Raw genomic sequence first — 26,610 nt, forward strand, 5'->3', positions numbered from 1 at the left:
AGAATTTAAATTTGAGCATGATTTATACGACTAACCTATTATAACATAAACTGAAAAAAAATCTACCTTCATTTCATATTAAGTTTGCATATGGTAAAATATCTTATAATTACATACTACATCGAGGTGAAACTATTGGATTTATCCATCCTATTAATGAGTATCGGGATTTTTTTGATCATTGTATCGGGATTTTTCAAAAATAGCTCGAAAAAAATCGAAAAAGATGTCGAAGAATTATCCATCTCCATATTTCAAGAAACGAATAATTTAAAACGTCGCCTAAAAATGGTAGAGGAAGAACTTTTATTAGAGCCTGAGTTTCAAGTGAAATCAAAATCAGTAACTAATGTACAAAACCCTAAAGTTCAACAAGTTATGCAAGCTGTCCAACAGGCTGCACAAACTTCAAAGATTGCACAAACGACAACACAAACAAAGCCAATCCATCAAATTATCGTTAGTCAGGTGCTTGAATTAAATAAACAGGGTCTTTCTGTAGCTGATATCAGTATTCGTTCAAATTTAACAGAAGAGCAAGTTCGTCAAGTGATTGCAAACGGGGGGCGATAAGTTATGAACAAATCAGCCATCCGCGCATTTGGCATTGCTATTTTTCTCGTTGGGGCTTTGCTAGCACTCGCACATCGCTTTGATGTGAATATTGGTCTCCCTACTCAAGAATCTTCCAATCAGGATCATGTAGAAGAACTGCAAAATAAGTTAAAGCAGGCAAATAAAGAGATTGCCTCTTTAAAGAAACAATTAAACCAAATACATACTGAAGAAACTTCTACAACAGCTTCTTCTGAACAGCCCGTTGAAGAAACAAGCTCTGATGCCACAACGATGACACTGCAAATATACAGTGGTATTACGCCGTATATTGTTGCACAAAAGCTTGAAGATGGCGGTATTATTACCAATAGTGTTGAGATGGAATTACTACTGGCCAATGCAAAATATGCTCGAAGCTTACAAATTGGCTCCTATGAGGTCGATTCTTCCATGACACTAGAAGAAATTGCTAAGCTAATTACAGGCAAAAAACAATAACTTAAAAAGCTGTCGCCAAATCCATATGATTAGACGACAGCTTTTTTATGTGTATTAGGCTATACTTTCTAGGAAGGCATGCATCATTATACTTCCTTCTTTTGTGCCGATTGATTCAGGATGAAACTGCAGACCATAAAGAGGATATTTCTTATGTTGAATGGCCATAATCTCCCCATCGTCCTCAGCTGTTGCGACAATGTTAAAATCCTTGTGCAAAGTTTGTTCTTCAATAATGAGGGAATGATAACGCATTACTTGTATGTCCCCAGTTAATTGCGCAAATAAACCCGTTTGAGCGTATTGTAATGGTGACAGCTTGCCATGCATAATGTTTTTGGCTTGCACGATACTTGCCCCAAAGGCCTGCCCTATTGATTGATGCCCAAGACATATTCCTAAAATAGGAAATTTTTGATACAGCTCCTTGATAACATCTACAGTAATGCCCGCTTCAGTAGGTGTTCCTGGTCCAGGGGATAAAATAATAGCTTCTGGCATCATTTCTTGAATTTCTTCTATTGTAATGGCATCATTTCGTACGACTTTGACGTTTTTCCCAAGCATACTGATTTGTTGAAATAGATTATAGGTAAAGGAATCATAATTATCAATTAATAAAATCATTTTTTTACCTCCAATAGCGCACGGGCTTTATTGAGCGTTTCTTCATACTCCGACATCGGTATGGAATCGTAAACAATACCCGCACCTGCCTGTACGTGTGCTTGCTGGTCCTTAATGATCATTGTACGAATAGCAAGTGCCAAGTCCATATCGCCTGTCGTTGAAATATAGCCCACCGCCCCAGCATACACGCCACGTTTTACTGGTTCTAATTCATTAATAAGTTGCATGGCACGAATTTTAGGCGCTCCAGACACCGTTCCAGCAGGTAAACATGCACGAAGTACATCCAAAACATGGAGGTCATCTCGTAACTCTGCAATTACCTCTGATACAATATGCATGACATATTTATAGCGTTCAATATTCATGTATTTCATTATCTTTACGGAACCGACTTTGGCAATTCGGCCTAGATCATTGCGGCCTAAATCCACCAACATACGATGCTCCGCAATTTCTTTTTCATCCTCTAATAAAGCATTTGCAATCAATTGGTCTTGCTCAACTGTCTCACCTCGAGGCTTAGTGCCTGCAATTGGGTTTGTTGTAACCATTCGATTTTTTACCTTCACAAGACTTTCAGGAGATGTTCCTAAAATGATATAGGACCCAAAATCCATATAAAACATATAGGGTGACGGGTTAGATGTGCGTAATTGACGGTACAGCGCAAATGGTGAACCTGTAAATGGTGCTGAGAAGCGTTGTGATAACACAATTTGAAAAATATCCCCTCTCAAAATATGCTGCTTAGCACGCTCCACTAAAGAGACAAACTGCTCCTTTGAAATCATAGGTTTAAAATCTAGCTTATCTACTTTCGTTTCATCAAATGTTGTACCTGCATAAAGCTGTCGCTCCATGTTCGCGATCTCTGCCTCCATCTCCTCTAATGAACGACCCTCCAGAAATAGATCAATTGAAGCTAATGTAATTTCCTGTGTTAAATGATCAAAAACAATAAATGTATCATAGAAAAAAACATGAACGTCAGGCATGTCTAAATCATCCTGTAAATAGTCTCCGATTTTTTCTGTATAAAAAGCTGTTTCATAGCCAAATAAACCAATAACCCCGCCAAAAAAAGCAAATGGATAGTTATCTTTATGAAAGGGCATCACATGCTTTAATTGATCAAGCACATTCCCACTCGCCTTGTTATTTTCCATTCCTTTCGAAAAAATAAATTCACTCTGATTTCCTTTTAATTCAGCCACTGGATTCATAGCGATAAAGGAATAGCGCCCACTTTCCTCATGCTTGGCAGATGATTCGAACAACATTTTATGCTGCCCTCTAAGTGATTGATACACAGAGATAGGGGTCATCATATCCCCTTGTAATACTTTCATAGCATACTTCCTAAGCTCAACTGTCATACTCTTCTCTCCTTCTCTAAGCTCTGCTCTTCTACACCAAATATATATAAAAAGGCCTTTCCATCACAAAAGGACGGAAAAGCCGTGGTGCCACCTTCATTGGTCTCCTATTTAGAAGACCCACTCGAAGCCCTATAACGTGGGCATACGCTAATCCGTACTGTTATTCAGGATTAGAGCTCCGAAGTCCATTCACCATTCATTTGTACTAGTTTCCACCAACCACTAGCTCTCTGTAACAAATCATCATAGCTACTATTCTTCATCATTGCTGATTTCTAGGTAATATTGTAAAGCAAACTATCTCACAATTCAATTTATTTTTTGTTCCGTGGACTGTCATCTTCATTAGGAGTAGTCAACGTAATCGCTAATTCCTCGAGTATTTGACGAATGGCAAATAAAATATCCTGTCTCACTTCCAGCATAACCGCTGTATCATTCGTAGCAACAAAGAATCGGACAAGCACACGATACGCATCATGATGAAATTCATCAATAAATACATGAATCATGTCTTTCTCGGTTTTGGCATGTAAGTAAATTTCCTTATGAATGGCCGTTAAAGCGCTACGTAAATTGTCCTCATCATTGTCGGAAGCGACATATAAAAATTGTTCGCATTTACGTTTTTCTCGTCTCGACAAATTATAAATGGGACGATTGACTAAATAGGAATTTGGCACATAAACAAGTCCTTTATCTCCTGTTTGAATTAAGGTACTTCGTAGATTGATATCTTCAATCGTTCCTTCAATCTTTTGATCCTCAGTCGCTATCCAATCGCCTATTTGGAATGGATTATCTAACGCTACGGACATACCACCAAACACATGGGCTAATGTATCACGAATCCCAAAGGCAATTGCTACACCCGTTAAACCAATCCCAGTTAAAAAGCCATTGAGATTAAAATTCCAAAATGAAGCAATTGTGAACATCGCGAAAATCATGATGAGTACTTTACCGATTCGTAGAAAAAACGGTAATAAAACATTTTGATCCTCTTCATTAGTCAGTTGTAAGGGCTGTTTCGTATAAAAATTTAAAACGTCGTATACGCCTTTAAAGGCAAAAAACACCATAATAGACAATACAAAATTTCCCGTTGATTTATGCGTGAATAAAGGGACTTCTATTAAATAGGATAAGCTTAGTACAATGACCGTAGTCATAAATGCATAGCCAATGGCATTACTAAATTGTGCCAGTACATTTGCTTGAAAATTCTGCTGTCGATCTCTTAAAAATGTCACAACACGATGAATAATTTTTTTAATAACAAATCGTTGAATAAGCCAACCAACCAAACAGATCATGACGGCAATCAAGACGTCTATCCAAGTTGGGACTGTAAATTTAGGTAACAACCAATGTAATGAATTCATGTATTTCTCCTTTTAAAAACCTATGTATCTCCATCAAAAAGGAGCCGACCTTCAGTAACGGTTAGCCCCTTCCTGTTATTGTATCGCATCATCCGCAAAAAAAGCCTTGTTAGCAAACCAAAATTGCTGTTTATTAAAATTATGTTCATGCATGGCAATCACTGAAAATTCAGCGTGGTATTTCCGCTTCATTTCCTCTAACATCGTTTTCGCCTGCTTGCCGACTAGATACTGACCATCAATAGGCGTTCCTTCTGTAAAAATAATAACTTCTGCGTCAGAGCCTAGTTGATTTTCCTGTAGTAATGCTTTAACAAATTGTAAAACTGGCAGGATAGCAGCCTCTCCCTTTGCCTTATATTCGATAAAACTTTTAAAATCAGCTAAATTTAAATGACCATTTTCAAAGCGATAGTGAACATGAATTTGTTGATCATATGGGACAATATATAAATCGCGACTTTCACGATGTGCATTCATAAATAACGGCAATATCATACTTTTACAAAGCTCAGAGTAAGCTGCCATTCCCGTAGTTTGCTCTAAACAAATAATCATCGGACCAGGCTCTTGTTTATAATCATGAAAAGGAACATAAAAAATATTACCACTTTTCATTGTTTGCTGCTTGAGCTTTTGACGTCTCAGCTCTGCCCATTTTCGTTCATAATACAAGCCTTGTTCATTGCCATTAGCTAAGCGCTCAGCTTTCTCAATAGCAGGGATATTTTCCCGAATTTCATGTATAATATCTGCCAATTCTAGTGCAAATGCTGCCATATTACGTAATGGTTCACTCTTGAAAAAATAGTCGATAAAATAATGTTGCTCCTTGTCGCTTAATTCCTCAAGGTGTAAGTTTTCATATAGAAAATGTAAATAATCAAGTTGATCTAGCGTCATCTGTATATCAAATTTCGCTAAGAGTGATTCGATTGCGTCTTTCACGTAGCAGCACCTCCTAAGCACTACATTTTTTGGATAATGTCTATAGTATAACCAAAAAATTTTTTTGACAATACAAAATCGCTCTCTTCTAATGACGCCACGAAAAAAGACAATGTTGCTGCTTCAAGAGATTTTTTTGTCCAAATGAAAAAAAGAGCTAAAAAGCAGCTCTCCCATAGCGTTGAAAAACAAAACCATCCATAGAATTTTTGTGAAAGGTGAAAATGGATTTCCGTTGCAGGCTACTTGCTTTGTCGCTGACGCTTCGCTTTCGCGTAGAGCAAGGCTTCCTGTGGGCGAGTGCCGAGCCGCTTCCTCCGCTACCGCTCCGTGCAGGGGCTCGTCTGTCTCGCTATTCCACGGGAGTCAAGTAGCCTTCCACTCCAATCCACTAACTTTTTATCAAAGGTGTTCACTACTCATTTTATGTATGGAGGGGTGTCGTAACAAATAACTTCTCCATATTGAAAATAAGAGCCTATCCTTTCTCTAATAATACAAATAATGGGCCATTTTGTTTACTACGGCTACTATGAAAGATAAGGGAAAAATACTTTTGCACATGGTTGATTGGAGTGGAGTCAGCGTCACTCTTAGGGGATTTAGCGGCTCATCGGGCGCCCCCTGGAAAGGACGCTGGCGGAACGGAAATCAATCCCTCGCTTTGCTAAAAGGTCTTTTTCTGCTAGTGACATCACTTTTTCAACAACATGAAAAAAGAGCTAAAAAGTAGCTCTTCTCTCTTAATTATTTAATTCATAATGTTTGCCTTTGACTAAGTAAAATAGATGCTCTGCAATATTTGTGGCATGATCAGCAGAACGTTCTAAATATCGGCAAATAAATGTTAGATGCGTAATCTGCGATATGTGTGCCGGATTTTCTACACCTGCACGTAGCAAAAGTGTAATCGTTGCCCCATATAAATCGTCTACATAATCATCTAATTCTGCGATTTCTTTTGCACGTACTGTATCTTCCTCTGTAAAGGCCTTCATGATGCTCTCTAACATTTCTATTGTTTTAGTACACATCGTCTGTAGATTTGTTATCGGAAACACCATTGGCTCTTTGCCAATTCGAATAGCTTCCTTGGCGATATTGACTGCATAGTCGCCTACTCTCTCCATATCTGAAGCAGCTTTTACAAGGACCATGAGACGTCGCAAATCCGTTGCCACTGGCTGTTGTTTGGCAATCATTAAAATCACGTGGTCATTAATTTCCTCTTCAAGGCGATTAATGACTAAATCATCTTCTAAAATTTTTAAGGCTTTTTCTAAATCTTGCTCAACTAATGCTTCGAAAGCCGTTTTCAGTGCCAATATACTGCTGTTGGCAAGTTTAATAAATTGCCCCTGTACCTCTTTTAACTCTTGTTCAAAACGCTCACGTACTATCATTTATTGCTCCTCCTTAACCGAAACGTCCTGAAATATAGTCTTCTGTGCGTTGATCTGATGGTGTTTGGAAGATAATATCTGTTTTATCGTATTCAACAACTTCTCCACTAAGGAAGAATGCTGTACGATCCGAAATACGTGCCGCTTGTTGCATATTATGTGTCACGATAACAATGGAATAATCTTTTTTCAGCTCTTGCACAAGCTCTTCCACTTTCAACGTAGAAATTGGGTCTAATGCAGATGTTGGCTCATCCATTAAGATGACATCTGGTTCAATCGCTAAGCAACGTGCAATACAAATACGTTGTTGCTGACCACCCGATAAACCATAGGCATTTTGATTTAAACGATCTTTTACTTCATCCCAAATCGCTGCACCTCTTAGTGACTTCTCCACAATTTCATCTAGAATTTTCTTATTTTTTATGCCGTGGATTCTTGGACCATAGGCAATATTATCATAAATAGATTTTGGAAACGGATTTGGCTTTTGGAACACCATCCCTACGCGTGTTCTTAATTCCTCAACCGTATAGTTTTTATCTAAAATATTACGCTCGCGATAGAAAATTTCACCTGATGTACGAACACTTGGTACAAGCTCTACCATTCTGTTTAATGTTTTTAAATACGTTGATTTACCACAGCCAGATGGTCCAATAATAGCCGTTACTTCATTTTCATAGATACTTAAGTTAATATCTTTTAAACCATGGTGATCGCCATACCATAAATTTAAGTTTCTTGTATCATAAACAATGTTTTTCGCCACATCAACGGAAGACTTAGTCGTCGCTTGATTCAGTTTGACAATTGTTTTTTCCTCTTTTAAATCTAGTACCATAAGGTCACCTCATTAATAACGTTTTTGGAATTTATTTCGAATATAGATGGCAATAGAGTTCATTAACAACAGAACAGTCATGAGCACTAAAATACCTGCTGAAGCTACATACTGAAATGCTTCTTGTGGTCGTTTAGCCCAGTCATAGATTTGCATCGGTAACGCTGTGAATTGACTCAATAATCCATTCGGTAAAAACTGTAGGATAACTGGAATCCCAATAACAACTAGTGGCGCTGTTTCTCCAATTGCACGAGACAAGGCTAAAATACTTCCTGTTAAAATTCCTGGGATTGCAGCTGGTAGCACAACACGCAAAATCGTCTGCCATTTTGTTGCACCCATGCCATATGAAGCTTCTCGTTGCTCATTTGGCACTGCTCGAATGGCCTCCTGTGCAGCCACAATGATAACAGGCAAAATTAATAAACTCATTGTTAAACCAGCAGCTAAAATACTTTTACCTAGGCCCATCATGCGTACAAAAATTGTTAACCCAAGTAATCCAAAAACGATGGAAGGTACACCTGCTAGATTTGATATATTCATTCGAATAAAGTCGTTGATTCTATTTTTCTTGGCATATTCCTCTAAATAAATTGCAGTACCTACGCCTAAAATAATGGATACTGGCGCAACAACTGCCATCAACCAAAGCGAACCGATTAAGGCAGCTTTGATACCTGCCTTATCCGCAAATCGTGATGCAAAGTTAGTTAAGAAATCGATATTTAAATAATCAATCCCCTGAGTCACAATGCGGTAAAGCAAAATTGCTAATGTAACAAGCGCAAACATAGTAGCTAAGAAAAATAAGGTTTTCCAAACTTTATTAAATGTAATACGCTTTGTCATTCGTTTCATGACGGCTGTGTCATCCATATAGCGCATGCTAGTAAACCTCCCTGAAGCGTTTCGAAATATAGTGAGCAAGTAAATTCATTACTAGCGTAAAGATAAATAACGTAAATCCTACTGAATAGATAGAGTAATAAATCGTTGTTCCATAGCCTGCATCACCTGTTGAAACTTGAACAATGTACGCAGTCATTGTTTGAATAGAGTCTGTTACATTGAGATCAAATTTCGGTGTAGATCCACCAGCAAGCGAAACAATCATTGTTTCTCCAATTGCCCGGGAAATAGCTAACACGACTGAAGCAACAATTCCAGATAGTGCAGCTGGTAATACTACTTTGATAGCTACCTCAAATTTCGTCGCACCTAGAGCTAAAGCTCCTTCACGCATACTATTTGGTACAGATGACATAGCATCCTCTGATAAAGATGTAATCATTGGTAAAATCATAATTCCTACAACAATCCCAGGACTTAATGCATTAAATAATTTTAGTCCAGGTACAATTTCTTGTAATAAAGGTGTGACAAATGTTAAAGCAAAGAAACCATAAACGATCGTTGGTACACCTGCTAATACCTCTAAAATAGGTTTCACTGTACGTCTCGTTTTCTCACTTGCATATTCACTTAAATAGATCGCTGAAGCAATTCCAAATGGTACGGCTACTACAACTGCAATAAGTGTCACTTTTAATGTACCTGCGATTAATGGCAAAATTCCAAATAACGGTTCATTCCCTGAAAACGGTAACCACTTCGTACCAAAAAGGAAATCCGTTATCGATACACGTTTAAAGAACTCAAACGTTTCAAAAATAAGGGTGAAAACAATGCCAAATGTTGTTAAAATCGAGATAATAGCTGCAGAAAATAATAGAGCTGGCATTGCTTTTTCCACTATTTTCTTTGTTTTTTGATTGCGCGAATTTGCAATTAATTGCTGCACAGATGATGTCTTATTTTCTTTTTGAGAAACCATTGGGAGCTCCTTTCAAATAAGTGAGGGAAAGAGCATACATCTCTTTCCCTCTATGCATGTCTACTTATTTTAAGCCTTCTAAAGTTTTTAAGCCTTCAGTATATTTTTCTTCAGGTAAGCTAACATAGCCAACTGCCTCAGCCATATCTCCTGCGTTTTCAAGTGTAAATTTGATGAAATCGTATGCTGCTTCATTATCTTTCATTGCACTATTTTTCACGTATGTGAATAGTGGGCGTGAAAGTGGCGTATATTCGCCTCCTTCAATTGTTTCATTTGTTGGTTCTACACCATTCACTTTTACAATGTTTAATTTATCTTTATTTTCTAAGTAGTAAGCATAACCGAAGAAACCGATAGCGTTTTTGTCACCAGAAACACCTTGAACTAGCATATTATCATCCTCTGATAATGTCGCTGCGCTTACTAGATCTGCACCGTCTAAGATAACTTCATCGAAGTAATCGTATGTGCCTGAGTCAGTACCTGGTGAATAGTAAACGATTTTTTCATCTGGCCAAGATGGGTCAATGTCAGACCATTTTTTCTCAGTACCATCTTCAATCCAAATTTTTTGTAGTTGTTCTACCGTTAAATCCTTCGCCCAATCATTTTCTGGGTTAACCACTACAGATAAACCATCATATGCTATAGCTAGCTCTGTAAAATCAATGCCCGCTTCTTCTAATTTAGTTTTCTCTTCATCTTTTATATTACGAGACGCATTTGAAAAGTCTGTTTCACCTGCGATGAATTTTTCAAAACCACCACCAGTACCAGAAACCCCCACTGATACTTTGACATCTGGTTGTGTACCTGCATACTCTTCAACAACTGCTTCAATGATTGGTGCCACTGTTGATGAGCCATCTCCAGCTACAGTTCCTTGTAGCTTTTCATCAGCAGCTTCTTGCCCTGAACTTGCTGGTGCGTTCGTTTCTGCATTGTTTCCATTTTGTGCAGAATCGCTACCACATGCACCAAGCATTAATGCAGAACCCATTACTGCTGTCATCGTTAAGTACTTCCACTTTTTCATCTCATTTGCCTCCGTCGCTAACTGTTTTATAGTTATTTGTCTTACAATCTTTACTATAATGACTGATTGTTGAAGTCGTATAAACGGTTCGTAAAAGAGATGTAAAGGAATGTAATGCTTTGTAAATGATTGTAAAGATGCATTTACAATTGCAATCAATTTTTCGCCTTGGCGTAATCGCGTCAGGATTTTGAATTGTGCCTTTCAAAATCCGTGACATCCCCCGAAGGCTTTATTGCATTCAGTAGATGATTGGACACCCAATGAAAAGGGACCCCCCCCATTCCTTTCATTATCTTAAGGGGCGAGTCTTTTTCTGCATGAAGCTAACACTTGCTTCCTATTAGAAAGATGCTATAATAAGCTCTTGTGTCAGGAATGTTATATTGATGCAGTTGAAGGCTTCCTTATTTATAGAGGGAAATCAATGCTTGTTTTGTTTTTTCAGTGGATGTTCAAACGTCCACTGTATCGAAATCAAGCTTCTGGCGATTGTCACAGATAGGCAAGTACGAAAAAATTTGGACGCATTGTTTTTTTGCACCAAAGCGAAGCATCTGGGCAATCACGTGGAGGCATAATGAATGAGGAGAGTTTGACCTTTGTCATGAAACATGCAAACGTACAAAATGCCGATTATTTTAAAACTTATCTATCACTAATAATGGAACATCGGGAATTTACACTTCAAGAGGCGATTGATTTTATGGTGGCTTCTTATTTCTATAACAATATAGAACTATATGGAGTAAAACCAAAGGAACAATTTGAATTAGCTATACAGCAGTTATCTGCGTAAAGGCTATCTTTCTACAATAGAAAAACCGCTAGGCACTGGGTGCCTAGCGGTTTTCTTATTGTTGCTCATCCTCACCAATTTTCTCTTGTGTAATGGCTGGTAAAATTGGTTGTTTTACATTGCTATCTGTCACTTTTTCAGTTTGGTATTTTGCTTTTAATTCAAAATATTTATCTAAGGAACGTCTAGCAATGACATTATTATGTGCGTAGTGTGTATTTAAATTTGTATTCACCCATGGGATAACAACTGCATAGGCAATTTCAGGGTTGTCATATGGTGCAAAGCCGACATGTGTTAAGTTAATCGTGTTTGTACCGAAGTGCTCACGTAATGGACCATAGTACACTACCTCTGCCGTCCCTGTTTTCCCTGCCGCAGTATATGGAGCATCCCCAAATTGTCTTGTAGCCGTACCTTGTGAACCCGTATAAACACGGCGTAGACCTTGTTTTACATAATCGATTTCTTCTTTAGGATTGTCAATTTGATTCAAAATGGTTGGCCCTACTTCTGTCACTAACTGACCTAATTGTTTGCCATCTTGAGATGGATCACGAACCTCTTTCACAACATGTGGCTGAATACGATAACCACCATTGGCAACTGTTGAAATATATTGTGCTAATTGCAGAGTTGTATACGTGTCATACTGACCAATCGCTAAGTCTAGTGTTTTACCGCCCATTGTTGGACCTGATGGACCACGCACCCCACTAAATTCATTTGGTAAGTCAATGCCTGTTTTCACACCCAATCCAAATTGTGCAAAATTATTACGCATTCTTGGGAACGTATCGTCCTTTAAGCGTAATGGCATACCATAGCTATAAGGTGTTCCATTCATCATTAACGCAATTTTAAACATATAGGAGTTGGAAGACCGTTCTAATGCCAATAAATCATTCATTGGAATATAGCCACTGCGGTTAAAAATAGAAGTTTTAGGGTCTGTACCAGCTAATACAATAGGTTCATCCCCCATTGAAGTACCCATCGATATAACATCTTGATTATATCCAGTAAGAACTGTTGCTGCCTTTACAGATGAACCTGCCTCATAAGCCGTTGTAAATGATCCATATGCATAGTCAACTATTTCATTTTTCCCTGTTTCAGGATTTTTCTCTATTTTCTTACCAACCATGGACAGGACATCTCCTGTATTAGGATCCATCATGATTAAGAAGGCACGATCTAGTAAATACGAGCCTGGAAGTGCTTTTAGGTTCAGCAGTTCTTCTTCCACAATTTTCTCTGTTTCCGCCTGTAATTCACTATCCAGTGACAGGATTAAATCTTTACCTGGTTCACCTTCATAGGTTGTTACCGTATCGACTACCTGTCCTTTTTTATTGGTAATATTTTTGACGACTGTTTTTTGACCTTGTAGTAATTCTTCATATTGTGCTTCAATATAACTTTCCCCTACACGGTCATTACGTGAATAGTCACGGGCTAAATAATAATTTAGCTTTTCTTTCGGTATCCCTTTTGTCGGTAAAGTTGTACGACCTAGAATTGATAAAGACGACAATTTTACACGTTTCCAGTCTGTTGTCGTATTCACGCCTGGTAATTCCGTTAAACGCTCAGATACACGAGCAAATTCATCCGCGGATACATTTTCACTTTTAATAATTTGAGGAGATAAATTATAGCCAGACACCATTTCTCGATAAATAGCTAATACTTCCAAATCTGCCTCCGTCAATTGTAAAAGCTCATCATTCGTAATACGCTCACGTACCAGTTTATCAATCTCTGCATTGATTTGACTTGTTGTAATATTTTCCTTTGTTCGAATCTTATTTTCTTCTGCCTGTGTAACCTTTTCATAGGCAGCATCATGATTTTGTAGTATCCAAAAATCCTGTTTATCACGTAACGTGACACGCTTCGTTGGCTGTTCAATTAATTGTGCCAACTTTCTCGCGATATTGAGCATTTCCTCTGATGTTGTCGTTTGCATTTTCGTATAAGTAATGGCATTTTCCGGGTGATTATCCACTAAAATACGCCCATAGCGATCATACATGCGTCCCCTTGGCACACTTGTGTTAACAGGTACTTCCTCTGTACGCTCTAAAATACGTACATAATCTTCCCCTTTAACGATTTGCATATAGCCAAGTCTAAAAATTAACATTGAAAATACGATAAATATTGCAAAGAAAAGGATATTCATACGAAATGTTAAATTAGAATGATGTTTTGCTTTAACACTCGCCGCGCGATTTTTCCCTGGTGCTTTGCGCATATGTATTCCCCTCCTCATCTTCAGTTCATTTTAATACACGATATTTAGTATACCATTCGAATGTATGACAGAAAAGCATGCACTTGCGAATTCTTATGGATAACATCATTTATTTGACGGTACTTTTTGAGGAAAGGTTGCTTTCTTTTATACTTTCTCTCACTTTTACTTTTTTTATCCAACAAAAAAGGCTATGCCTTAGTGATTGCTCACCTTTGGCATAGCCGATCATTCGTAATTATTTTGCAGCTTGGAATTTAGCTTCTACTACATCCCAGTTTACTACGTTCCAGAAAGCACCGATGTAATCTGGACGACGGTTTTGGTAGTTTAAGTAGTATGCATGTTCCCAAACATCTAAGCCTAGAACTGGCGTTTTACCTTCCATTACTGGAGAGTCTTGGTTAGGAGTAGACGTAACAGCCACTGAGTCACCATCAACGATTAACCAAGCCCAGCCTGAACCGAAGCGAGTTGTAGCAGCTTTTGCAAATTCTTCTTTGAAAGCATCGAAAGAACCAAATTTAGCATCGATTGCTTTTGCTACTTCACCAACTGGAGTATTTGAACCGCCTGGTGCGATTACTTCCCAGAATAATGTATGGTTAGCATGTCCGCCACCGTTGTTGCGTACAGCAGTTTGTTTGTCAGCTGGAAGAGCATCAAGGTTTGCGATTAAATCGTTAATATCTTTTTCTGCAAATTCAGTACCTTCTACTGCTGCATTTAAGTTTGTTACATAAGTATTGTGGTGTTTAGAATGGTGAATTTCCATTGTTTTTGCATCGATATGTGGTTCTAATGCGTCATATGCGTAAGTTAATTGTGGTAATTCAAAAGCCATTGTTAAGTTCCTCCCTAAAATAAGAAATATTTAGTACATTCTTAGATTATCAAAATTGGTCAAACCATTCAACGAAAAATACTTCAATTTGAAGATTTCAGCCTTTTGACCGAAATACTGATACGTTTACTATCTTACCCTATCGTCACGTACACTAAACCTCAAAAGCTAAGCATTAAATCGCGATAAAAAATACAATAATCATCACAATTTGAATAACAGCCTTCGCAATAGTAGAGGTTAAAAAGCCAATTAAGGAACCTATACCACTCTTAACGGCCTCATTAAATGTGCGTTTTTCAACTAGTAATTCAGCAATGATTGCACCTAAAAATGGACCAATTAAGATCCCTGCCACCGGGATAACAAATGGGCCAATCAATAAGCCTATGGTACTTCCCCACATACCTGCGTTGGAACCACCAAATTTCTTTATTCCAAAAGCATTTGCCACTGTATCGGCACCAAACAACAGTACTACAAATAGTATTTCAATAACCCAGAACCACCAGCTTAGCTCTGCGAATGAGAAAAATACGCCATACAGTAAAAATCCGCCGACTATAAACAGGACACCTGGGATGATCGGATACACTAAACCAATAAACGAAATAATAAAGCAGGCTATTACTAAAATCCAGCCAACAACTTCCATAAAGTTTCTCTCCTTTTATCTTGCATTGCCTTTCATACGGAATAACAAAGCGAAAAGTTTCATCTTGTTAATGCCGAATGCCTAAAATAGAGTCAGCAATGTTTACCGCATGATCGCCAATACGCTCTAGATTACTAACGATATCCATATAGACGATTCCCGCAGCTCCACTACATTCATTGGTATTCAAACGTGCAATATGTTTTTGGCGGAGTTTATCTTCCATATCGTCTATCAAGCTTTCTAGCTCCGTAACTTCTTGAGCTAAACTTAAACTCGCCGTATCCAACGCCTCTATACTTTTCCGTACTGCCTCTATGGCTAAACTAAACATCCCGATTAAATCTTGTCGTGCTGATTTGCTTAAGCTCACTTCATGATGATCCTTGTATTGTAGGAGCTCTAATATATTTTCAAAATGGTCACCGATCCGTTCGAAATCTCGCACATTTGTTAGTAATGTATGATGTCTTACAGAGTCTGCACGTGATAGAGGCTGCTTAGACACCATCACTAAATAATCAGTAATTTCGTTATCAAGATGGTTGAGGCCGACCTCTAATTGCAGAACAGTAGGGATATGTTCCGCTTCTCCCGTCTTCATATATGAAAATGTTTCTTCCAACCCACGTAAAGCGTGTTCACCCATTCGTAGAACTTCCTCCTTGGCTTGACCAAGTGCAATAGCTGGAGATGAATCAATAAAAGATGGATCTAAATGCTTTGTTGTGACATTTATATTGCCGTCATATCCTGGTAGTAATTTCGTAACCAATGCTGCAAGCCCAGCTATAAAAGGAAGTTGAATCATCATATTAAAGACATTGAAAGAACCATGTGCAAAGGCAATTTGCATGCGCGGCTCTAATTGAAATAACTCGCTCACCCACTGTACATATCGCATAAATGGTGTAAATAATAGCATGAAAATGATCGTACCAATGACATTAAAGAGTACATGTGCTGCAGCTGCACGCTTCGCATAAATAGAAGCACCGAGTGAAGCTAATACAGCAGTAATGGTCGTGCCAATATTTTCGCCAAACAAAATCGGTAAAGCACTATTTAAACCAATTAAATGTTCTGCATATAGACCTTGAAGCACACCAACCGTTGCTGTTGAGCTTTGTACAAGTAATGTGAAAATAGTACCTAAAAATATGCCTAGTATCGGTTGATTACTTAAATGAAGCGTTAATGATGCAAAATCTGCCAATTGGTGTAGTGACTGCATACTAGCACCCATCAACTCTAGCCCTAAAAATAAGCCGCCAAAACCAAATAGAATCTGACCAATATGTTGATATGTTGCTTTTTTTAAGAAAAATAAAAATACTGCACCAATGGCTAGCAATGGATAAAAATAAATGCCAATATTGATGCCAATAATAAATGCTGTAATGGTTGTACCGATATTTGCCCCCATGATTACGCCGATTGCTTGACGTAATGTTAAAAAACCGGCACTCACTAACCCTACAGTTATGACTGTTGTTGCAGAACTTGACTGAATGCAAATCGTTACAAATATGCCCACTAAGACGCCCATAATTGGGTTTGTTGTAAAGCGATTTAGCCATTCACGTAATCGATCATCCGCTGATTTCTGAAGCCCATCTCCCATGAATTTAATGGAAAATAAAAAGACTCCTAACCCACCTAAAAACTGAAAGAGTATGCTTTGCCAATCTATTGTCACTTGTTTTCGCTCCAATTCCTACATCTCTACTAATCTAGTTCTAATCATTAAATGATTACAAACAAAAAGTAAAGAAATCCTTTAACTTCTTTACATAATGTTAACATTTTATCATCTACCCCCTCATCAATATACTTCTTTCATATCTTGTCCGCTTCGAACATGTTAAACTATCGATTGGAGGAGATATAGCATGAAACACTCACAGCTTTTTATCGATAGTCTCATTCATCCTAAAAAACTAGCAGCCTATCGTTTATTACCTATTGGAAAAGTTATTCAATATACTTTCCTACTCATTACCGTAGTGTCCGTATTTTCTTTAGGTCGCTTTGCAGCAGGTATGTCTATTGATTCGTTTGATATGGACAGTTTAAATGGTTTAACGGAATACATAGAAGGCATTAAATGGCTCTTATATCCATTCACCTTTCTGATGCTCTTTGTCGTAACAACAATGCTTATATTTGCACAAATTGCCCTTTATGCTTTAGCTGGTTTATTTATCTTAAAAGTCATGAAGCGTCGTGGTGAATATCGCCACATATGGAGGACTACTACTTTTGCCATCACTTGGGCAACCTTACTATCGATGCTAGCAGACTATTTACCAATTAGCAGTACCATTATCTCTGTATTCTCTTTATTTTTAACCATTACTCTATTAATTGTGGCATTTACAAAATATCCAAAACAACCAATCTCAAAATAATGTGCATGAATCCCCACTCTTCTAAATATAGTGTAGAAAAGGAGGGGATTTTTTGCGTGCATTCATCTTAACAGCCATCATCATTGTCATTGCCTTTATTGTGAAAGTAGATTTAACAGAAGGATCCATTCCACTTGCGGCCTTATCCACAAAAAACACTGGAAATGAACTTTGTGAGAAACAGCGTGAGCCAAATTATATTACGGTACAAACAATTGAAGGTGATACCATTCATAGCTTATTTGCCCTGCACCCTGCAAAAGTACCCATGACCTTTCCGGAACGTTTACAACTTTTTTATAACTTAAACCCACACTTACAATTACAAGCACTGATTCCAGGTGAAAATATCAAGCTTCCTCTCTCGTTTGAACTTGAAAACAAATGCGGAAAATGAAAAGTTAGCGTTTCTTCCTTGTCCTTATTTTCTTACACTGCTAAAATAAATGACAGTGACGGCTGAAAATAGTGGCCCGAAAAGGAGAGAAAGTTAATGAGTGAAATTTGTCACCGTTCAAATACACGTCCCGTGCGTGTCGGTAACTTAACAATTGGTGGTAGTAATGAATTATTCATTCAAAGTATGTGTACAACCAAAACACATGATGTAGAAGCAACAGTTGCAGAAATTCTTCGTCTTGAGGAAGCGGGCTGTCAGATTGTTCGTGTAGCTGTACCAGATGAACGTGCAGCGGATGCGATTGCCGAAATTAAAAAACGTATTCATATTCCATTAGTAGCTGATATTCATTTTGACTATAGATTAGCATTAAAAGCCATTGAAAATGGTATTGATAAAGTACGTATTAACCCAGGTAATATCGGACGTAAAGAAAAAGTGGAAGCTGTTGTGAACGCAGCGAAAGCAAAGGGTATCCCCATTCGTATTGGTGTAAATGCCGGTTCATTAGAACGTCATATTTTAGAAAAATACGGCTATCCTACTGCCGATGGTATGGTTGAGTCTGCTCTACACCATATTAAAATTTTGGAAGACTTGGATTTCCACGATATTATTGTGTCAATGAAGGCATCTGACGTTAATCTTGCTATTGAAGCCTATGAAAAAGCGGCTAAAGCCTTTAACTATCCATTACATTTAGGGATTACAGAATCAGGTACACTTTTTGCTGGTACAGTAAAATCAGCAGCAGGGCTTGGCGCCATCCTATCAAAAGGAATTGGTAACACATTGCGTATCTCACTTTCTGCTGACCCTGTAGAAGAGATAAAAGTAGCACGAGAACTTTTAAAATCATTTGGCTTAGCTTCTAATATGGCCACACTGATTTCTTGTCCAACATGTGGACGCATTGAAATTGATTTAATTTCCATTGCAAATGAAGTAGAAGAATATATTTCAAAATTGAGTGTACCTTTAAAAGTAGCTGTTCTAGGCTGTGCGGTAAATGGTCCTGGTGAGGCACGGGAAGCAGATATCGGTATTGCTGGCGCTCGTGGAGAAGGCTTACTCTTCATGAAGGGGAAAACTGTTCGTAAAGTCCCTGAAGAAACAATGGTTGAAGAGCTGAAAAAAGAAATTGATAAATTAGCAGCAGAAATGGAAGAAAAGCGAGCAGCGGAAGAAGCACAAAAAGCGAATGCCTAAGGAGGTGCTAGCATGAAGAAACCTCGCTTTGGTATTGATATTGATGGGACTGTGACTTGTCCAAGTACACTTATTCCCCATATTAATAAACAATACGATGTAAATATTACGCTCGATGATGTTTGTGAGTATGATTTTTTATCGGCCTTTCCTCACCCTGTTGACCGAGGTATATTTAATACTTGGTTTAAGGAAAATGAGCCTTATATGTACGAAGTCTCTGAAGTGGCAAAAGATGCAAAAAATATTCTAACTGCTTGGAAAAATAATTTCGAGCTGTATTATATCTCTGCACGAGGTGAAAATGTAGCAGACATCACTGTCAATTGGTTTGAAACGCAAGCTATTCCGTACGATTATATCGAACTTCTAGGTAGCCATGATAAATTAGCAGCCGCTAAAAAACATCATGTAGAAGCTTTCTTTGAGGATAAGCATGATAATGCTGTTATGCTGGCAGAGGAGCTAAAAATACCTGTTGTGTTATTTGATACACCATATAACCGTCTCGCTGTTCCTGACAATGTTGTACGGGTTTATAACTGGCAGGAAGCCAATCAATTTATCACAAATTATTTCAAATAACAGAGAGTCGTGTTCAAATATAGAGCACGACTCTTTCATATATTTAAGTACTAGACCTCAAGTATCCCTCGTAACCAACGTTCCACAAAGTTTTCAAAGGTAATACCATAATTATCATAGACAGCATGATAGACAAAATAAGTTCCTAATCGATCAAGTATTTCATCATTAATTTTCACCACAAACCGCTCCCTTTCCTCTTGTACTTTACTAAATCTTCAGACTTCTATATTTCCCAAATGCCGAACAATCGAGTGGAGGTCGCATCGTTGCTAAACCGTCACAATCTGCCGCCTTCATGCCCTTTCTTCGTATTTTTCTTTTCGTTAAGATAGTAATAACAACTTACTAGACTGGAGGGACTACTTGTGAAATGGATGACAAAAGTAGCTTGTATGGCATGCATCTGCGTACTACTGTCGGGCTGCGGTGATCGATTATCTGAAATTAAAGATGCTGCTTCAGGCATCAATTCAGCGGCAAATTCCGCAGCTAGTGCGGTGAGTCGAGATGTACATGCTATACGTGCTATAGACATTAACTATAAAGATACATCTTTTACGGTTAATGACCTATTTAAAACTATTTTACGTGACATACGCTGGGATTATGACCCTGATAAAAATGAGCTACATGTGAGAGGTACTTGGAAAACCCCACTATTTTCTGACCAGCCTTGGAATGACGAGATGAAAGAAAAGCTTGCTGAAACAGGCATTGTGAACATTACCTGTAAATTAATTGATGATGAAATCGATAGCAAGCACACGAACGTAACACTTACATACAACGAGGAAATGATCTTACAAAAAAGTGGTGAGGAAGCACTCCATCACCTATATGATACCTATTTACTTCCCTAAACCTCTTAACGTTTCTACCATTCATCCATGGCAGAAACGTTATTTTTTTTAAAAAAAACTTACAATTTTGAAATATAAGGGGCTAACATTTGAATAAACTAAAACCAACACGTTATAATCAAAGTATCACGTGATGGTTTGGAGGTGTTTGCATTGGGACAGAGAAATTAAAAATTGGCGAACTTGCAGAAAAAACAGGCATTACAAAACGAACAATCGATTATTATACAAACATTGGTTTGTTGGATGCAGAACGTTCTGCAACAAATTATCGCTATTATCATTCTGCCATGATTGGACGACTTCAATTTATTGAACAGCGCAAACAACAGGGGCTTTCACTCGTGGAAATCCAGCATGAATTAAACATCACACCATTTGAAGAAATCGATGTACAAATGCTTCGTTTAAAGATGCAAGACCTAGAGCATGATGTAACTTCTCTGATAGAACAACTAAACAGTCAAGATCATAAAAAAATTGAAACGATTAAGAAAAACGTTTCACCGGAAAGTATTGCTTTAATGCAATCCTTACTATTACTCATTCATAATTAGGAGGTGACGTTCTGTTTTTACAGAACGACTATTTGGAGACCATAATAAACCTATCGATTTTCACCATTTTATTAGCTTTAACAGGCTTTTTCGTAGCAACAGAATTCGCTATTGTAAAGGTACGTTCATCAAGACTCGATCAATTGGTTGCAGAGGGCAATAAAAAAGCGATTGCTGCTAAGCATGTTGTGAATCATTTAGACGAATACTTATCTGCCTGTCAATTAGGCATCACGGTAACAGCTCTTGGTATCGGGATGGTTGGTGAAAAAACGTTTGAATTCATGCTTCACCCACTATTTGACATGGTCGGCATTTCGGATAAATACATGACGATCTTTACTATTGGTTCGGCCTTTGCCATTGCGACATTTTTACACGTAGTTGTCGGCGAACTAGCCCCAAAAACTGCTGCTATTCAAAAGGCGGAAAAAATTACTCTTCTTTTCGCAAAGCCGATTATGTTTTTCTATAAAATCATGTACCCGTTTATTTGGTTCTTGAACGGCTCTGCACGAGTTTTGGTTGGTTTATTCGGAATGAAGCCCGCTAGTGAACATGAACTTTCTCATACAGAGGAAGAATTGCGATTATTGCTGTCTGAAAGCTTTAAAAGTGGTGAAATCAATAAATCTGAGCTCAAATATGTGAATAACGTCTTTGAATTTGACGAACGTATTGCTCGTGAAATCATGGTTCCCAGAACAGAAATTGTTGGGATAGAACGAAATGAATCGTTTACAAATATCATTCATTACATTGCTGCTGAAAAATATACGCGCTACCCTATTTATGACGGTGACCGCGACAATATTTTAGGCTTCATCAATGCCAAGGAACTATTTACTCATGGCTTACTTGAACAACTTACAGACGAAACGTTAGTTCTGGAGGATTATATTAATCCTGTTATTCGAGTAATTGAAACAATTCCGATTCAAGAATTACTTGTACGCATGCAAAAAGAGCGTATCCATATGGCCATTTTAATGGATGAATATGGTGGTACATCCGGTCTTGTAACCGTTGAGGATATTTTAGAAGAAATTGTTGGTGAAATTCGAGATGAGTTCGATGATGATGAAATTGCTGATATTCGAAAAATCACAGATAACCATTATATATTAAATGCAAAAATGCTTGTGGAAGATGTTGAAAAACTATTAAATATTACACTGGAAGCTGAAGAAGTGGAAACATTAGGTGGTTGGTTCTTAACTGTGAATAATGGCATCAAAGCATCTAAAAATATTGAGCTTGACTCCAATATCTTTAGCGTCTATGAGCAACAAGGTCATCAAATTCATTATATCGAGGTTCGTCCTCTACGAAAAAGCGCTCCTGTCATATCAGAAGTTCAATCGTAATTGTCTGAAACAGGTATTCCTTATTCCATTATTAGCCATTCCGCTATATAATGAATAGAGAAATATGATTCTAGTTTCAGGGGGCAATATAGATGACATTGTTTAAGCTATATCATTCAGATGGTATTCACATTATTTCCGACGTAAAAAAACACAAAACAAATATTGAATTAAAAACAACTACAGGAGAAGTTCTCTATATTATCGTAGTGACAGATGAAAACTATACAGTTTACGATGACCGTTTTGCAGGAGCTTCTAAGCAATTAAATTCAGTTGAAGCATTCGATATTGATGGAAGTTTTCGTAGTCTAGATTTTGATAATATGCGCTCCTTATTTAAAGAGGCTTTTACACAGCTATTACAGGAGATTGCTGAGTGTGTCAAAAATAAAGAAGAGCTCGTAGATATTGATACACTTCGCCATAAAGTAAGCGCACAGATTAAAGGCATCCATTTCCGTGTCATTTCTGATACGAAAAAATATGAAATTTAACATCGAACAGGCTGTTCCAATTTGGGCGGTCTGTTTTTTTATACAATTCCCTTCCCCCTATTGAAACAAAAACACGCATTTCTACTTTCATGTATAATGAAACATAACAATCTGAAAAAAGGGGTGTTTAGGATGAATCGTGAACAATTAATCACACTCATTTCAGAAAAACTGAAATTAATCCGTACAGAAAAAGCTTTTACACAGGATCAAATGAGTGATTTACTAGGGCTATCAAAAAAAACACTTGTCCAAATTGAAAAAGGTCGTATACTAGCTGGTTGGACAACCACTGTTGCCATTTGCACTTTGTGTCGTGACAGTACAATTTTACAACATGAGCTTGGTGGTGATCCATTAGAGGTTGTAGATTTAATAGCGAATAATGGAACATTGCAGCCAAAAGAAAAAACGCTGGGTGGATACATATGGTGGAAAAACTTACAGGAGATTGCTGGTTTTCGACTACAACAAAACGTCATTAGTCAGCATTTCCGCATTTTAGACAACAATAACTTTCGCCTTATTTCAACATTTGATGAACAAATAGCTAAGCAAGTATGGGAAAAACTTAAGGTTTAATGTAATTGCTAGCTACTTTCCAACGCACTAACAGTAGGAGCATCACTATTTGCTTCTGCTGTAATGTGTTACCCCCCTCTCTTTCCTCTTCCACAACCTCCACACTCTAGACAAATGAATAAAGAAATGAAATCCTCTCACATATGATAAAGAAAAAAATAGTAATAAGAGAATTGTTTCTTCGAAAATTCTACACAAATAGGCCAGTAGAAGCTAGAAAAGTCGAAATTTGTATAATAATTCTCTATACTAAATAGTGAAGCTGTACTATTAGAAAGGATGCTCGTACATGAAGCGAATACTAGCAATCAGTGATATACATGGAGAACTAAGGCTTTTAGAAGAATTACTAATAAAAGCAAACTACGATCCAATGAACGATCAGCTTTTTTTACTAGGTGATTACATCGACAGAGGCCCCGCCTCTAGTGGTGTATTAAATTTAGTTAGCGAATTACAAGAGAAGGGTGCACGCGTTTTGCTTGGTAATCACGAAGCTATTATGCTCAAGGCTTGCCGTTCTGGCCTTGCTAAGTCTTGGAACCATTGGGTAGGACTTTGTGGTGGAGAGGCAACACTCGCAAGCTATGGCTACCAATTAGCAGATTTTGAGGAGGCTATTCAAAGCAATACCTTGCCTAGCTTTATAAAATCATTACCAAAGCTTGAAGAACATTTGCAGTTGATTGAAACCTTTGAAATATATATTGAATTAGAGGATGCTATTTTCGTCCATGGCGGTGTCGTACCAGGTGTTGCCATGGCTGACACTGACCCTATGAAGTTAATTTGGATTCGCGAGGAATTTCATGCAGGCTATCGAGGGGAAAAAACGGTCATTTTTGGTCATACCCCTACGCATAATCTACATCATGACCCAACTGATTATCGTGTCTACTTCGGAGAAAATAATATTATCGGCATTGATGGTGGCGCTGTTTTTGGCGGAAAGTTACATGCATTTGAGTGGCCAAGTCGCCAAATCATTTCAGTGGATAATAAAAAACCAACAAGTAACGAGTAAACTTGTTGGTTTTATTTTAGCAATTGTTTTGTAACGAGGTAAGTAAGTTTCTCCATTTACAGAGCGGAGTTGCATGCTTTTTTCAAGCAAGCTAGGCGGGGGTGCTATTAATATAGCTTAAAGATAACCCCTACTAGCGAGTACACAATGACTGTTGAGAATAATATGGTCATATGGAACAATGAAAAGACAAACATTTTTGTAGCCCATTTCACTTGATCGGTATTACTATGATAGCCATAAATACTCATCACGAGCCAGGCAACACTTAAAATCAATGCAACAAGCATAATACCAACACTTATAGAGCCAAATAGAAAGCTTGATAGAATCAATAAAATCAAATAAAAATTAGTTTGATAATACGTACGACGCATCCCTTTGACAACTGGAAGCATTGGCACACTAGCTGCTTCATAGTCTACTCGTTTACGAATAGCAATGGCATAAAAATGAGGCATTTGCCAAATAACCATGACAAAAAATAGACCAAGTATCGCAGGGTGGGTAATATCAGTAGACACCGCTGACCAACCAATTAATGGAGGTACTGCACCACTAATACTTCCAATTTCTGTATTATAAATTGTGCGACGTTTTGTCCACATTGTATAAGGGACTACATATAAAAATACACCTAATAAACCAAATGCAGCTGCTAGTGGCGAGGCAAGTGCCAACACTGCTACCCCTATAATTAACAAAGCAACCGCTAACGATAAAGTCGATTTTGCTGACATTTCCCCTGTTACAGTTGGTCTGTTTTTTGTACGGGGCATAATCGCATCAATATCACGGTCATAGACATTATTAAAGGCCCCTGCTGCTCCAATTACAAGGGCAGAACCGATTGTTGAAAAAATGATTTCTGGTATGTTGTCTATAAACGTCATTTTATTTTTGTACATTCCTAGCGTTAAACCAGCCCACATAGGGATTAAATTTGATTTGATAATTCCTGTTTTGACTGTTTGCGCTAAAATAGTAGAGCGTGATGACTTCCCTCTTGATTTTTCGGAGGATTGTGGTTTATGCTCCGTTTTCAGATTTTGTTCCATTCATCTTAATTCCTTTTCTCCATAATTTCTACTCGCTTTCGTCGATAGAAAGCGACAAAATTTGCATCTAGCACATCAAATTATTATTTTACCCCTTTTAGATCTGTTCTGTCTCTATGTTCACATAAAGTACATGTTTTCATCTAACAAAGCACGTTCATTCACAACATCTTCTATGATACCACCGACTGGCATGAATTTGAACCTTCTTGCCTCGATTCTTCCAATCACTATTCAAGAAAAATAATTTGGTAAAAAAATAGCCTTATGTAGCCAAAAAAACCGAGACAATTTTTTGCCTCGGTATACCTATTATTGACTATCTTCCTGTAATTGCTGTGCTAAAAATGCCACAAGATCACGCATATTGTCAGGTGTTACACCGTGTCCATCCTGATATTGTTTAAATGTCACAGTTGCACCAAATTGTTCGAACATTTCTCTGCTTTCTACACTCCATTGAGAAGGAATGACGTAATCATAATCACCGTGGGAAATAAAAGCATGTAAATGTTCTACTGAGCGGATAGCATATTCCTCTGTCACAAACTTTGGTGTATAACCACTTAATGCAACGATTCCTGTCACTAAATTACCCATCACAAAAGCAAGTGATTGTGCTAATACGGCACCTTGGCTAAAGCCTAATACAAATACTTTATGAGGATCGATTTGATATTCATCTACGGCCTCTAATATAAACCTTTGTAGCGCTACTAACACTTTATCAAAGATTGCACGATCCGGTTGCCCTATCTCTTGAATCGTGAAAAAAGCATAACCTGGTTTCTGTGTAATCGGCCCTCGTAAGCTAAATATATGACATTGCTCTTGAAAATCCTGTACTAATTGTGGTAAATCATCTTCATGACTGCCCATACCATGCAATAAAAAAATGGCAGGGTATTTTTTCGTAGGGTCCATATTTGTAGGTTGCGTATGTTTAAAAGTAAATGGTGTATTCATGTA

29 protein-coding genes and 1 other annotated feature are annotated in these 26,610 nt (G+C 37.7%); of the genes, 13 read left to right on the top strand and 16 right to left on the bottom strand.

The features are described from left to right. Positions 1 to 156 precede the first annotated feature (156 nt). Both GJU32_RS08710 and GJU32_RS08715 read left to right on the top strand, forming a co-directional pair. A complete protein-coding gene (locus tag GJU32_RS08710; protein WP_230874990.1) occupies positions 157 to 573 on the top strand; it encodes a hypothetical protein in 417 nt (138 codons plus the stop codon). 3 nt (positions 574 to 576) lie between these two features. Beyond that, positions 577 to 1,056, top strand: coding sequence for a hypothetical protein (locus tag GJU32_RS08715; protein ID WP_155591558.1), 480 nt, complete (start codon positions 577 to 579; stop codon positions 1,054 to 1,056). A gap of 54 nt (positions 1,057 to 1,110) precedes the next feature. Here GJU32_RS08715 and GJU32_RS08720 read toward each other — a convergent pair whose 3' ends face one another. The 9 genes from GJU32_RS08720 to GJU32_RS08760 form a co-directional block, all read right to left on the bottom strand. Then, complete coding sequence (locus GJU32_RS08720) at positions 1,111 to 1,683, bottom strand: anthranilate synthase component II (RefSeq protein WP_155591559.1); 573 nt, start codon at positions 1,681 to 1,683, stop codon at positions 1,111 to 1,113. Then, positions 1,680 to 3,065 carry an anthranilate synthase component I gene (trpE, locus tag GJU32_RS08725; protein ID WP_155591560.1) on the bottom strand — a complete coding sequence of 462 codons (1,386 nt, stop codon included), beginning with the start codon at positions 3,063 to 3,065 and terminating at the stop codon, positions 1,680 to 1,682. Before trpE ends, GJU32_RS08720 begins: the two co-directional genes overlap by 4 nt. A gap of 66 nt (positions 3,066 to 3,131) precedes the next feature. Then, positions 3,132 to 3,343, bottom strand: a binding site (T-box leader). A gap of 39 nt (positions 3,344 to 3,382) precedes the next feature. After that, on the bottom strand, positions 3,383 to 4,453 hold the full coding sequence (locus GJU32_RS08730) for a mechanosensitive ion channel family protein (protein ID WP_155591561.1): 1,071 nt from the start codon (positions 4,451 to 4,453) through the stop codon (positions 3,383 to 3,385). Between the two features lie 75 nt (positions 4,454 to 4,528). Continuing rightward, positions 4,529 to 5,401, bottom strand: a complete 873-nt coding sequence (locus GJU32_RS08735; RefSeq protein WP_155591562.1) for a vWA domain-containing protein — start codon at positions 5,399 to 5,401, stop codon at positions 4,529 to 4,531. 743 nt (positions 5,402 to 6,144) lie between these two features. Continuing rightward, complete coding sequence (gene phoU, locus GJU32_RS08740) at positions 6,145 to 6,804, bottom strand: phosphate signaling complex protein PhoU (protein ID WP_155591563.1); 660 nt, start codon at positions 6,802 to 6,804, stop codon at positions 6,145 to 6,147. Positions 6,805 to 6,817: 13 nt separating this feature from the next. Next, a complete protein-coding gene (gene pstB, locus GJU32_RS08745; RefSeq protein ID WP_155591564.1) occupies positions 6,818 to 7,651 on the bottom strand; it encodes a phosphate ABC transporter ATP-binding protein PstB in 834 nt (277 codons plus the stop codon). Positions 7,652 to 7,663: 12 nt separating this feature from the next. Next, positions 7,664 to 8,542, bottom strand: coding sequence for a phosphate ABC transporter permease PstA (pstA, locus tag GJU32_RS08750; protein WP_155591565.1), 879 nt, complete (start codon positions 8,540 to 8,542; stop codon positions 7,664 to 7,666). A gap of 1 nt (position 8,543) precedes the next feature. Beyond that, a complete protein-coding gene (gene pstC, locus GJU32_RS08755; protein ID WP_155591566.1) occupies positions 8,544 to 9,491 on the bottom strand; it encodes a phosphate ABC transporter permease subunit PstC in 948 nt (315 codons plus the stop codon). A 64-nt stretch (positions 9,492 to 9,555) separates the two neighbouring features. Further along, positions 9,556 to 10,530, bottom strand: a complete 975-nt coding sequence (locus tag GJU32_RS08760; RefSeq protein WP_155591567.1) for a PstS family phosphate ABC transporter substrate-binding protein — start codon at positions 10,528 to 10,530, stop codon at positions 9,556 to 9,558. 580 nt (positions 10,531 to 11,110) lie between these two features. On the opposite strand from GJU32_RS08760, the gene GJU32_RS08765 reads away from it, so the two are divergent. Beyond that, entirely contained in the window at positions 11,111 to 11,329 is a 219-nt protein-coding gene (locus GJU32_RS08765; protein WP_230874991.1) for a hypothetical protein, read from the top strand. A gap of 55 nt (positions 11,330 to 11,384) precedes the next feature. Here the strand turns inward: GJU32_RS08765 and GJU32_RS08770 are convergent, their stop codons facing one another. From GJU32_RS08770 to GJU32_RS08785, 4 genes are all read right to left on the bottom strand, one after another. After that, positions 11,385 to 13,589 carry a peptidoglycan D,D-transpeptidase FtsI family protein gene (locus tag GJU32_RS08770; protein ID WP_155591568.1) on the bottom strand — a complete coding sequence of 735 codons (2,205 nt, stop codon included), beginning with the start codon at positions 13,587 to 13,589 and terminating at the stop codon, positions 11,385 to 11,387. 238 nt (positions 13,590 to 13,827) lie between these two features. Further along, positions 13,828 to 14,433 carry a superoxide dismutase gene (locus GJU32_RS08775; protein WP_155591569.1) on the bottom strand — a complete coding sequence of 202 codons (606 nt, stop codon included), beginning with the start codon at positions 14,431 to 14,433 and terminating at the stop codon, positions 13,828 to 13,830. Between the two features lie 175 nt (positions 14,434 to 14,608). Beyond that, positions 14,609 to 15,088, bottom strand: a complete 480-nt coding sequence (locus tag GJU32_RS08780; protein WP_155591570.1) for a DUF456 domain-containing protein — start codon at positions 15,086 to 15,088, stop codon at positions 14,609 to 14,611. Between the two features lie 67 nt (positions 15,089 to 15,155). Further along, complete coding sequence (locus GJU32_RS08785) at positions 15,156 to 16,787, bottom strand: Na/Pi cotransporter family protein (RefSeq protein ID WP_155591571.1); 1,632 nt, start codon at positions 16,785 to 16,787, stop codon at positions 15,156 to 15,158. Between the two features lie 193 nt (positions 16,788 to 16,980). On the opposite strand from GJU32_RS08785, the gene GJU32_RS08790 reads away from it, so the two are divergent. The 4 genes from GJU32_RS08790 to GJU32_RS08805 all read left to right on the top strand — a co-directional run bounded on the left by GJU32_RS08790 (position 16,981) and on the right by GJU32_RS08805 (position 19,693). Continuing rightward, complete coding sequence (locus GJU32_RS08790; RefSeq protein WP_155591572.1) at positions 16,981 to 17,499, top strand: DUF1189 family protein; 519 nt, start codon at positions 16,981 to 16,983, stop codon at positions 17,497 to 17,499. A 52-nt stretch (positions 17,500 to 17,551) separates the two neighbouring features. Next, a complete protein-coding gene (locus tag GJU32_RS08795; protein WP_155591573.1) occupies positions 17,552 to 17,896 on the top strand; it encodes a hypothetical protein in 345 nt (114 codons plus the stop codon). Between the two features lie 96 nt (positions 17,897 to 17,992). Then, entirely contained in the window at positions 17,993 to 19,108 is a 1,116-nt protein-coding gene (gene ispG, locus GJU32_RS08800; RefSeq protein WP_155591574.1) for a flavodoxin-dependent (E)-4-hydroxy-3-methylbut-2-enyl-diphosphate synthase, read from the top strand. Positions 19,109 to 19,120: 12 nt separating this feature from the next. Then, positions 19,121 to 19,693 (top strand): 5' nucleotidase, NT5C type, encoded by a 573-nt coding sequence (locus GJU32_RS08805; RefSeq protein WP_155591575.1) that lies wholly within the window; start codon positions 19,121 to 19,123, stop codon positions 19,691 to 19,693. A gap of 50 nt (positions 19,694 to 19,743) precedes the next feature. Here GJU32_RS08805 and GJU32_RS23575 read toward each other — a convergent pair whose 3' ends face one another. Next, positions 19,744 to 19,872, bottom strand: a complete 129-nt coding sequence (locus tag GJU32_RS23575) for a hypothetical protein (RefSeq protein ID WP_255313805.1) — start codon at positions 19,870 to 19,872, stop codon at positions 19,744 to 19,746. Positions 19,873 to 20,070: 198 nt separating this feature from the next. Here GJU32_RS23575 and GJU32_RS08810 point away from each other — a divergent pair, with 198 nt between their 5' ends. The 6 genes from GJU32_RS08810 (at position 20,071) to GJU32_RS08835 (ending at position 24,583) form a co-directional block, all read left to right on the top strand. After that, entirely contained in the window at positions 20,071 to 20,556 is a 486-nt protein-coding gene (locus GJU32_RS08810) for a hypothetical protein (protein WP_230875012.1), read from the top strand. 173 nt (positions 20,557 to 20,729) lie between these two features. Continuing rightward, positions 20,730 to 21,113 (top strand): MerR family transcriptional regulator, encoded by a 384-nt coding sequence (locus GJU32_RS08815; RefSeq protein WP_155591577.1) that lies wholly within the window; start codon positions 20,730 to 20,732, stop codon positions 21,111 to 21,113. A 32-nt stretch (positions 21,114 to 21,145) separates the two neighbouring features. Then, positions 21,146 to 22,480, top strand: coding sequence for a hemolysin family protein (locus GJU32_RS08820; protein WP_155591578.1), 1,335 nt, complete (start codon positions 21,146 to 21,148; stop codon positions 22,478 to 22,480). Between the two features lie 92 nt (positions 22,481 to 22,572). Continuing rightward, entirely contained in the window at positions 22,573 to 22,977 is a 405-nt protein-coding gene (locus GJU32_RS08825) for a hypothetical protein (RefSeq protein ID WP_155591579.1), read from the top strand. A gap of 132 nt (positions 22,978 to 23,109) precedes the next feature. After that, positions 23,110 to 23,559, top strand: a complete 450-nt coding sequence (locus GJU32_RS08830; RefSeq protein WP_155591580.1) for a helix-turn-helix transcriptional regulator — start codon at positions 23,110 to 23,112, stop codon at positions 23,557 to 23,559. A 289-nt stretch (positions 23,560 to 23,848) separates the two neighbouring features. Then, positions 23,849 to 24,583 carry a metallophosphoesterase gene (locus tag GJU32_RS08835; RefSeq protein ID WP_155591581.1) on the top strand — a complete coding sequence of 245 codons (735 nt, stop codon included), beginning with the start codon at positions 23,849 to 23,851 and terminating at the stop codon, positions 24,581 to 24,583. 107 nt (positions 24,584 to 24,690) lie between these two features. Here the strand turns inward: GJU32_RS08835 and cyoE are convergent, their stop codons facing one another. After that, positions 24,691 to 25,641: a heme o synthase gene (gene cyoE, locus GJU32_RS08840; protein ID WP_155591582.1), complete on the bottom strand. Its 951-nt coding sequence runs from the start codon at positions 25,639 to 25,641 to the stop codon at positions 24,691 to 24,693. A 312-nt stretch (positions 25,642 to 25,953) separates the two neighbouring features. Beyond that, positions 25,954 to 26,607, bottom strand: a complete 654-nt coding sequence (locus GJU32_RS08845) for an alpha/beta hydrolase (RefSeq protein ID WP_155591583.1) — start codon at positions 26,605 to 26,607, stop codon at positions 25,954 to 25,956. Positions 26,608 to 26,610 lie beyond the last annotated feature (3 nt).

The organism is Lysinibacillus cavernae (assembly GCF_009724685.1).
Classification (GTDB): Bacteria; Bacillota; Bacilli; order Bacillales_A; family Planococcaceae; genus Lysinibacillus; species Lysinibacillus cavernae.

Bases quoted from the DNA above. Each gene is read 5' to 3' on its own strand.
- GJU32_RS08710 (WP_230874990.1), top strand. From the start codon at position 157: ATGAGTATCGGGATTTTTTTGATCATTGTATCGGGATTTTTCAAAAAT.
- GJU32_RS08715 (WP_155591558.1), top strand. From the start codon at position 577: ATGAACAAATCAGCCATCCGCGCATTTGGCATTGCTATTTTTCTCGTT.
- GJU32_RS08720 (WP_155591559.1), bottom strand. From the start codon at position 1,683: ATGATTTTATTAATTGATAATTATGATTCCTTTACCTATAATCTATTT.
- trpE (WP_155591560.1), bottom strand. From the start codon at position 3,065: ATGACAGTTGAGCTTAGGAAGTATGCTATGAAAGTATTACAAGGGGAT.
- GJU32_RS08730 (WP_155591561.1), bottom strand. From the start codon at position 4,453: ATGAATTCATTACATTGGTTGTTACCTAAATTTACAGTCCCAACTTGG.
- phoU (WP_155591563.1), bottom strand. From the start codon at position 6,804: ATGATAGTACGTGAGCGTTTTGAACAAGAGTTAAAAGAGGTACAGGGG.
- pstB (WP_155591564.1), bottom strand. From the start codon at position 7,651: ATGGTACTAGATTTAAAAGAGGAAAAAACAATTGTCAAACTGAATCAA.
- pstA (WP_155591565.1), bottom strand. From the start codon at position 8,542: ATGCGCTATATGGATGACACAGCCGTCATGAAACGAATGACAAAGCGT.
- pstC (WP_155591566.1), bottom strand. From the start codon at position 9,491: ATGGTTTCTCAAAAAGAAAATAAGACATCATCTGTGCAGCAATTAATT.
- GJU32_RS08760 (WP_155591567.1), bottom strand. From the start codon at position 10,530: ATGAAAAAGTGGAAGTACTTAACGATGACAGCAGTAATGGGTTCTGCA.
- GJU32_RS08765 (WP_230874991.1), top strand. From the start codon at position 11,111: ATGAATGAGGAGAGTTTGACCTTTGTCATGAAACATGCAAACGTACAA.
- GJU32_RS08770 (WP_155591568.1), bottom strand. From the start codon at position 13,589: ATGCGCAAAGCACCAGGGAAAAATCGCGCGGCGAGTGTTAAAGCAAAA.
- GJU32_RS08775 (WP_155591569.1), bottom strand. From the start codon at position 14,433: ATGGCTTTTGAATTACCACAATTAACTTACGCATATGACGCATTAGAA.
- GJU32_RS08780 (WP_155591570.1), bottom strand. From the start codon at position 15,088: ATGGAAGTTGTTGGCTGGATTTTAGTAATAGCCTGCTTTATTATTTCG.
- GJU32_RS08790 (WP_155591572.1), top strand. From the start codon at position 16,981: ATGAAACACTCACAGCTTTTTATCGATAGTCTCATTCATCCTAAAAAA.
- ispG (WP_155591574.1), top strand. From the start codon at position 17,993: ATGAGTGAAATTTGTCACCGTTCAAATACACGTCCCGTGCGTGTCGGT.
- GJU32_RS08805 (WP_155591575.1), top strand. From the start codon at position 19,121: ATGAAGAAACCTCGCTTTGGTATTGATATTGATGGGACTGTGACTTGT.
- GJU32_RS08810 (WP_230875012.1), top strand. From the start codon at position 20,071: ATGACAAAAGTAGCTTGTATGGCATGCATCTGCGTACTACTGTCGGGC.
- GJU32_RS08825 (WP_155591579.1), top strand. From the start codon at position 22,573: ATGACATTGTTTAAGCTATATCATTCAGATGGTATTCACATTATTTCC.
- GJU32_RS08830 (WP_155591580.1), top strand. From the start codon at position 23,110: ATGAATCGTGAACAATTAATCACACTCATTTCAGAAAAACTGAAATTA.
- GJU32_RS08835 (WP_155591581.1), top strand. From the start codon at position 23,849: ATGAAGCGAATACTAGCAATCAGTGATATACATGGAGAACTAAGGCTT.
- cyoE (WP_155591582.1), bottom strand. From the start codon at position 25,641: ATGGAACAAAATCTGAAAACGGAGCATAAACCACAATCCTCCGAAAAA.
- GJU32_RS08845 (WP_155591583.1), bottom strand. From the start codon at position 26,607: ATGAATACACCATTTACTTTTAAACATACGCAACCTACAAATATGGAC.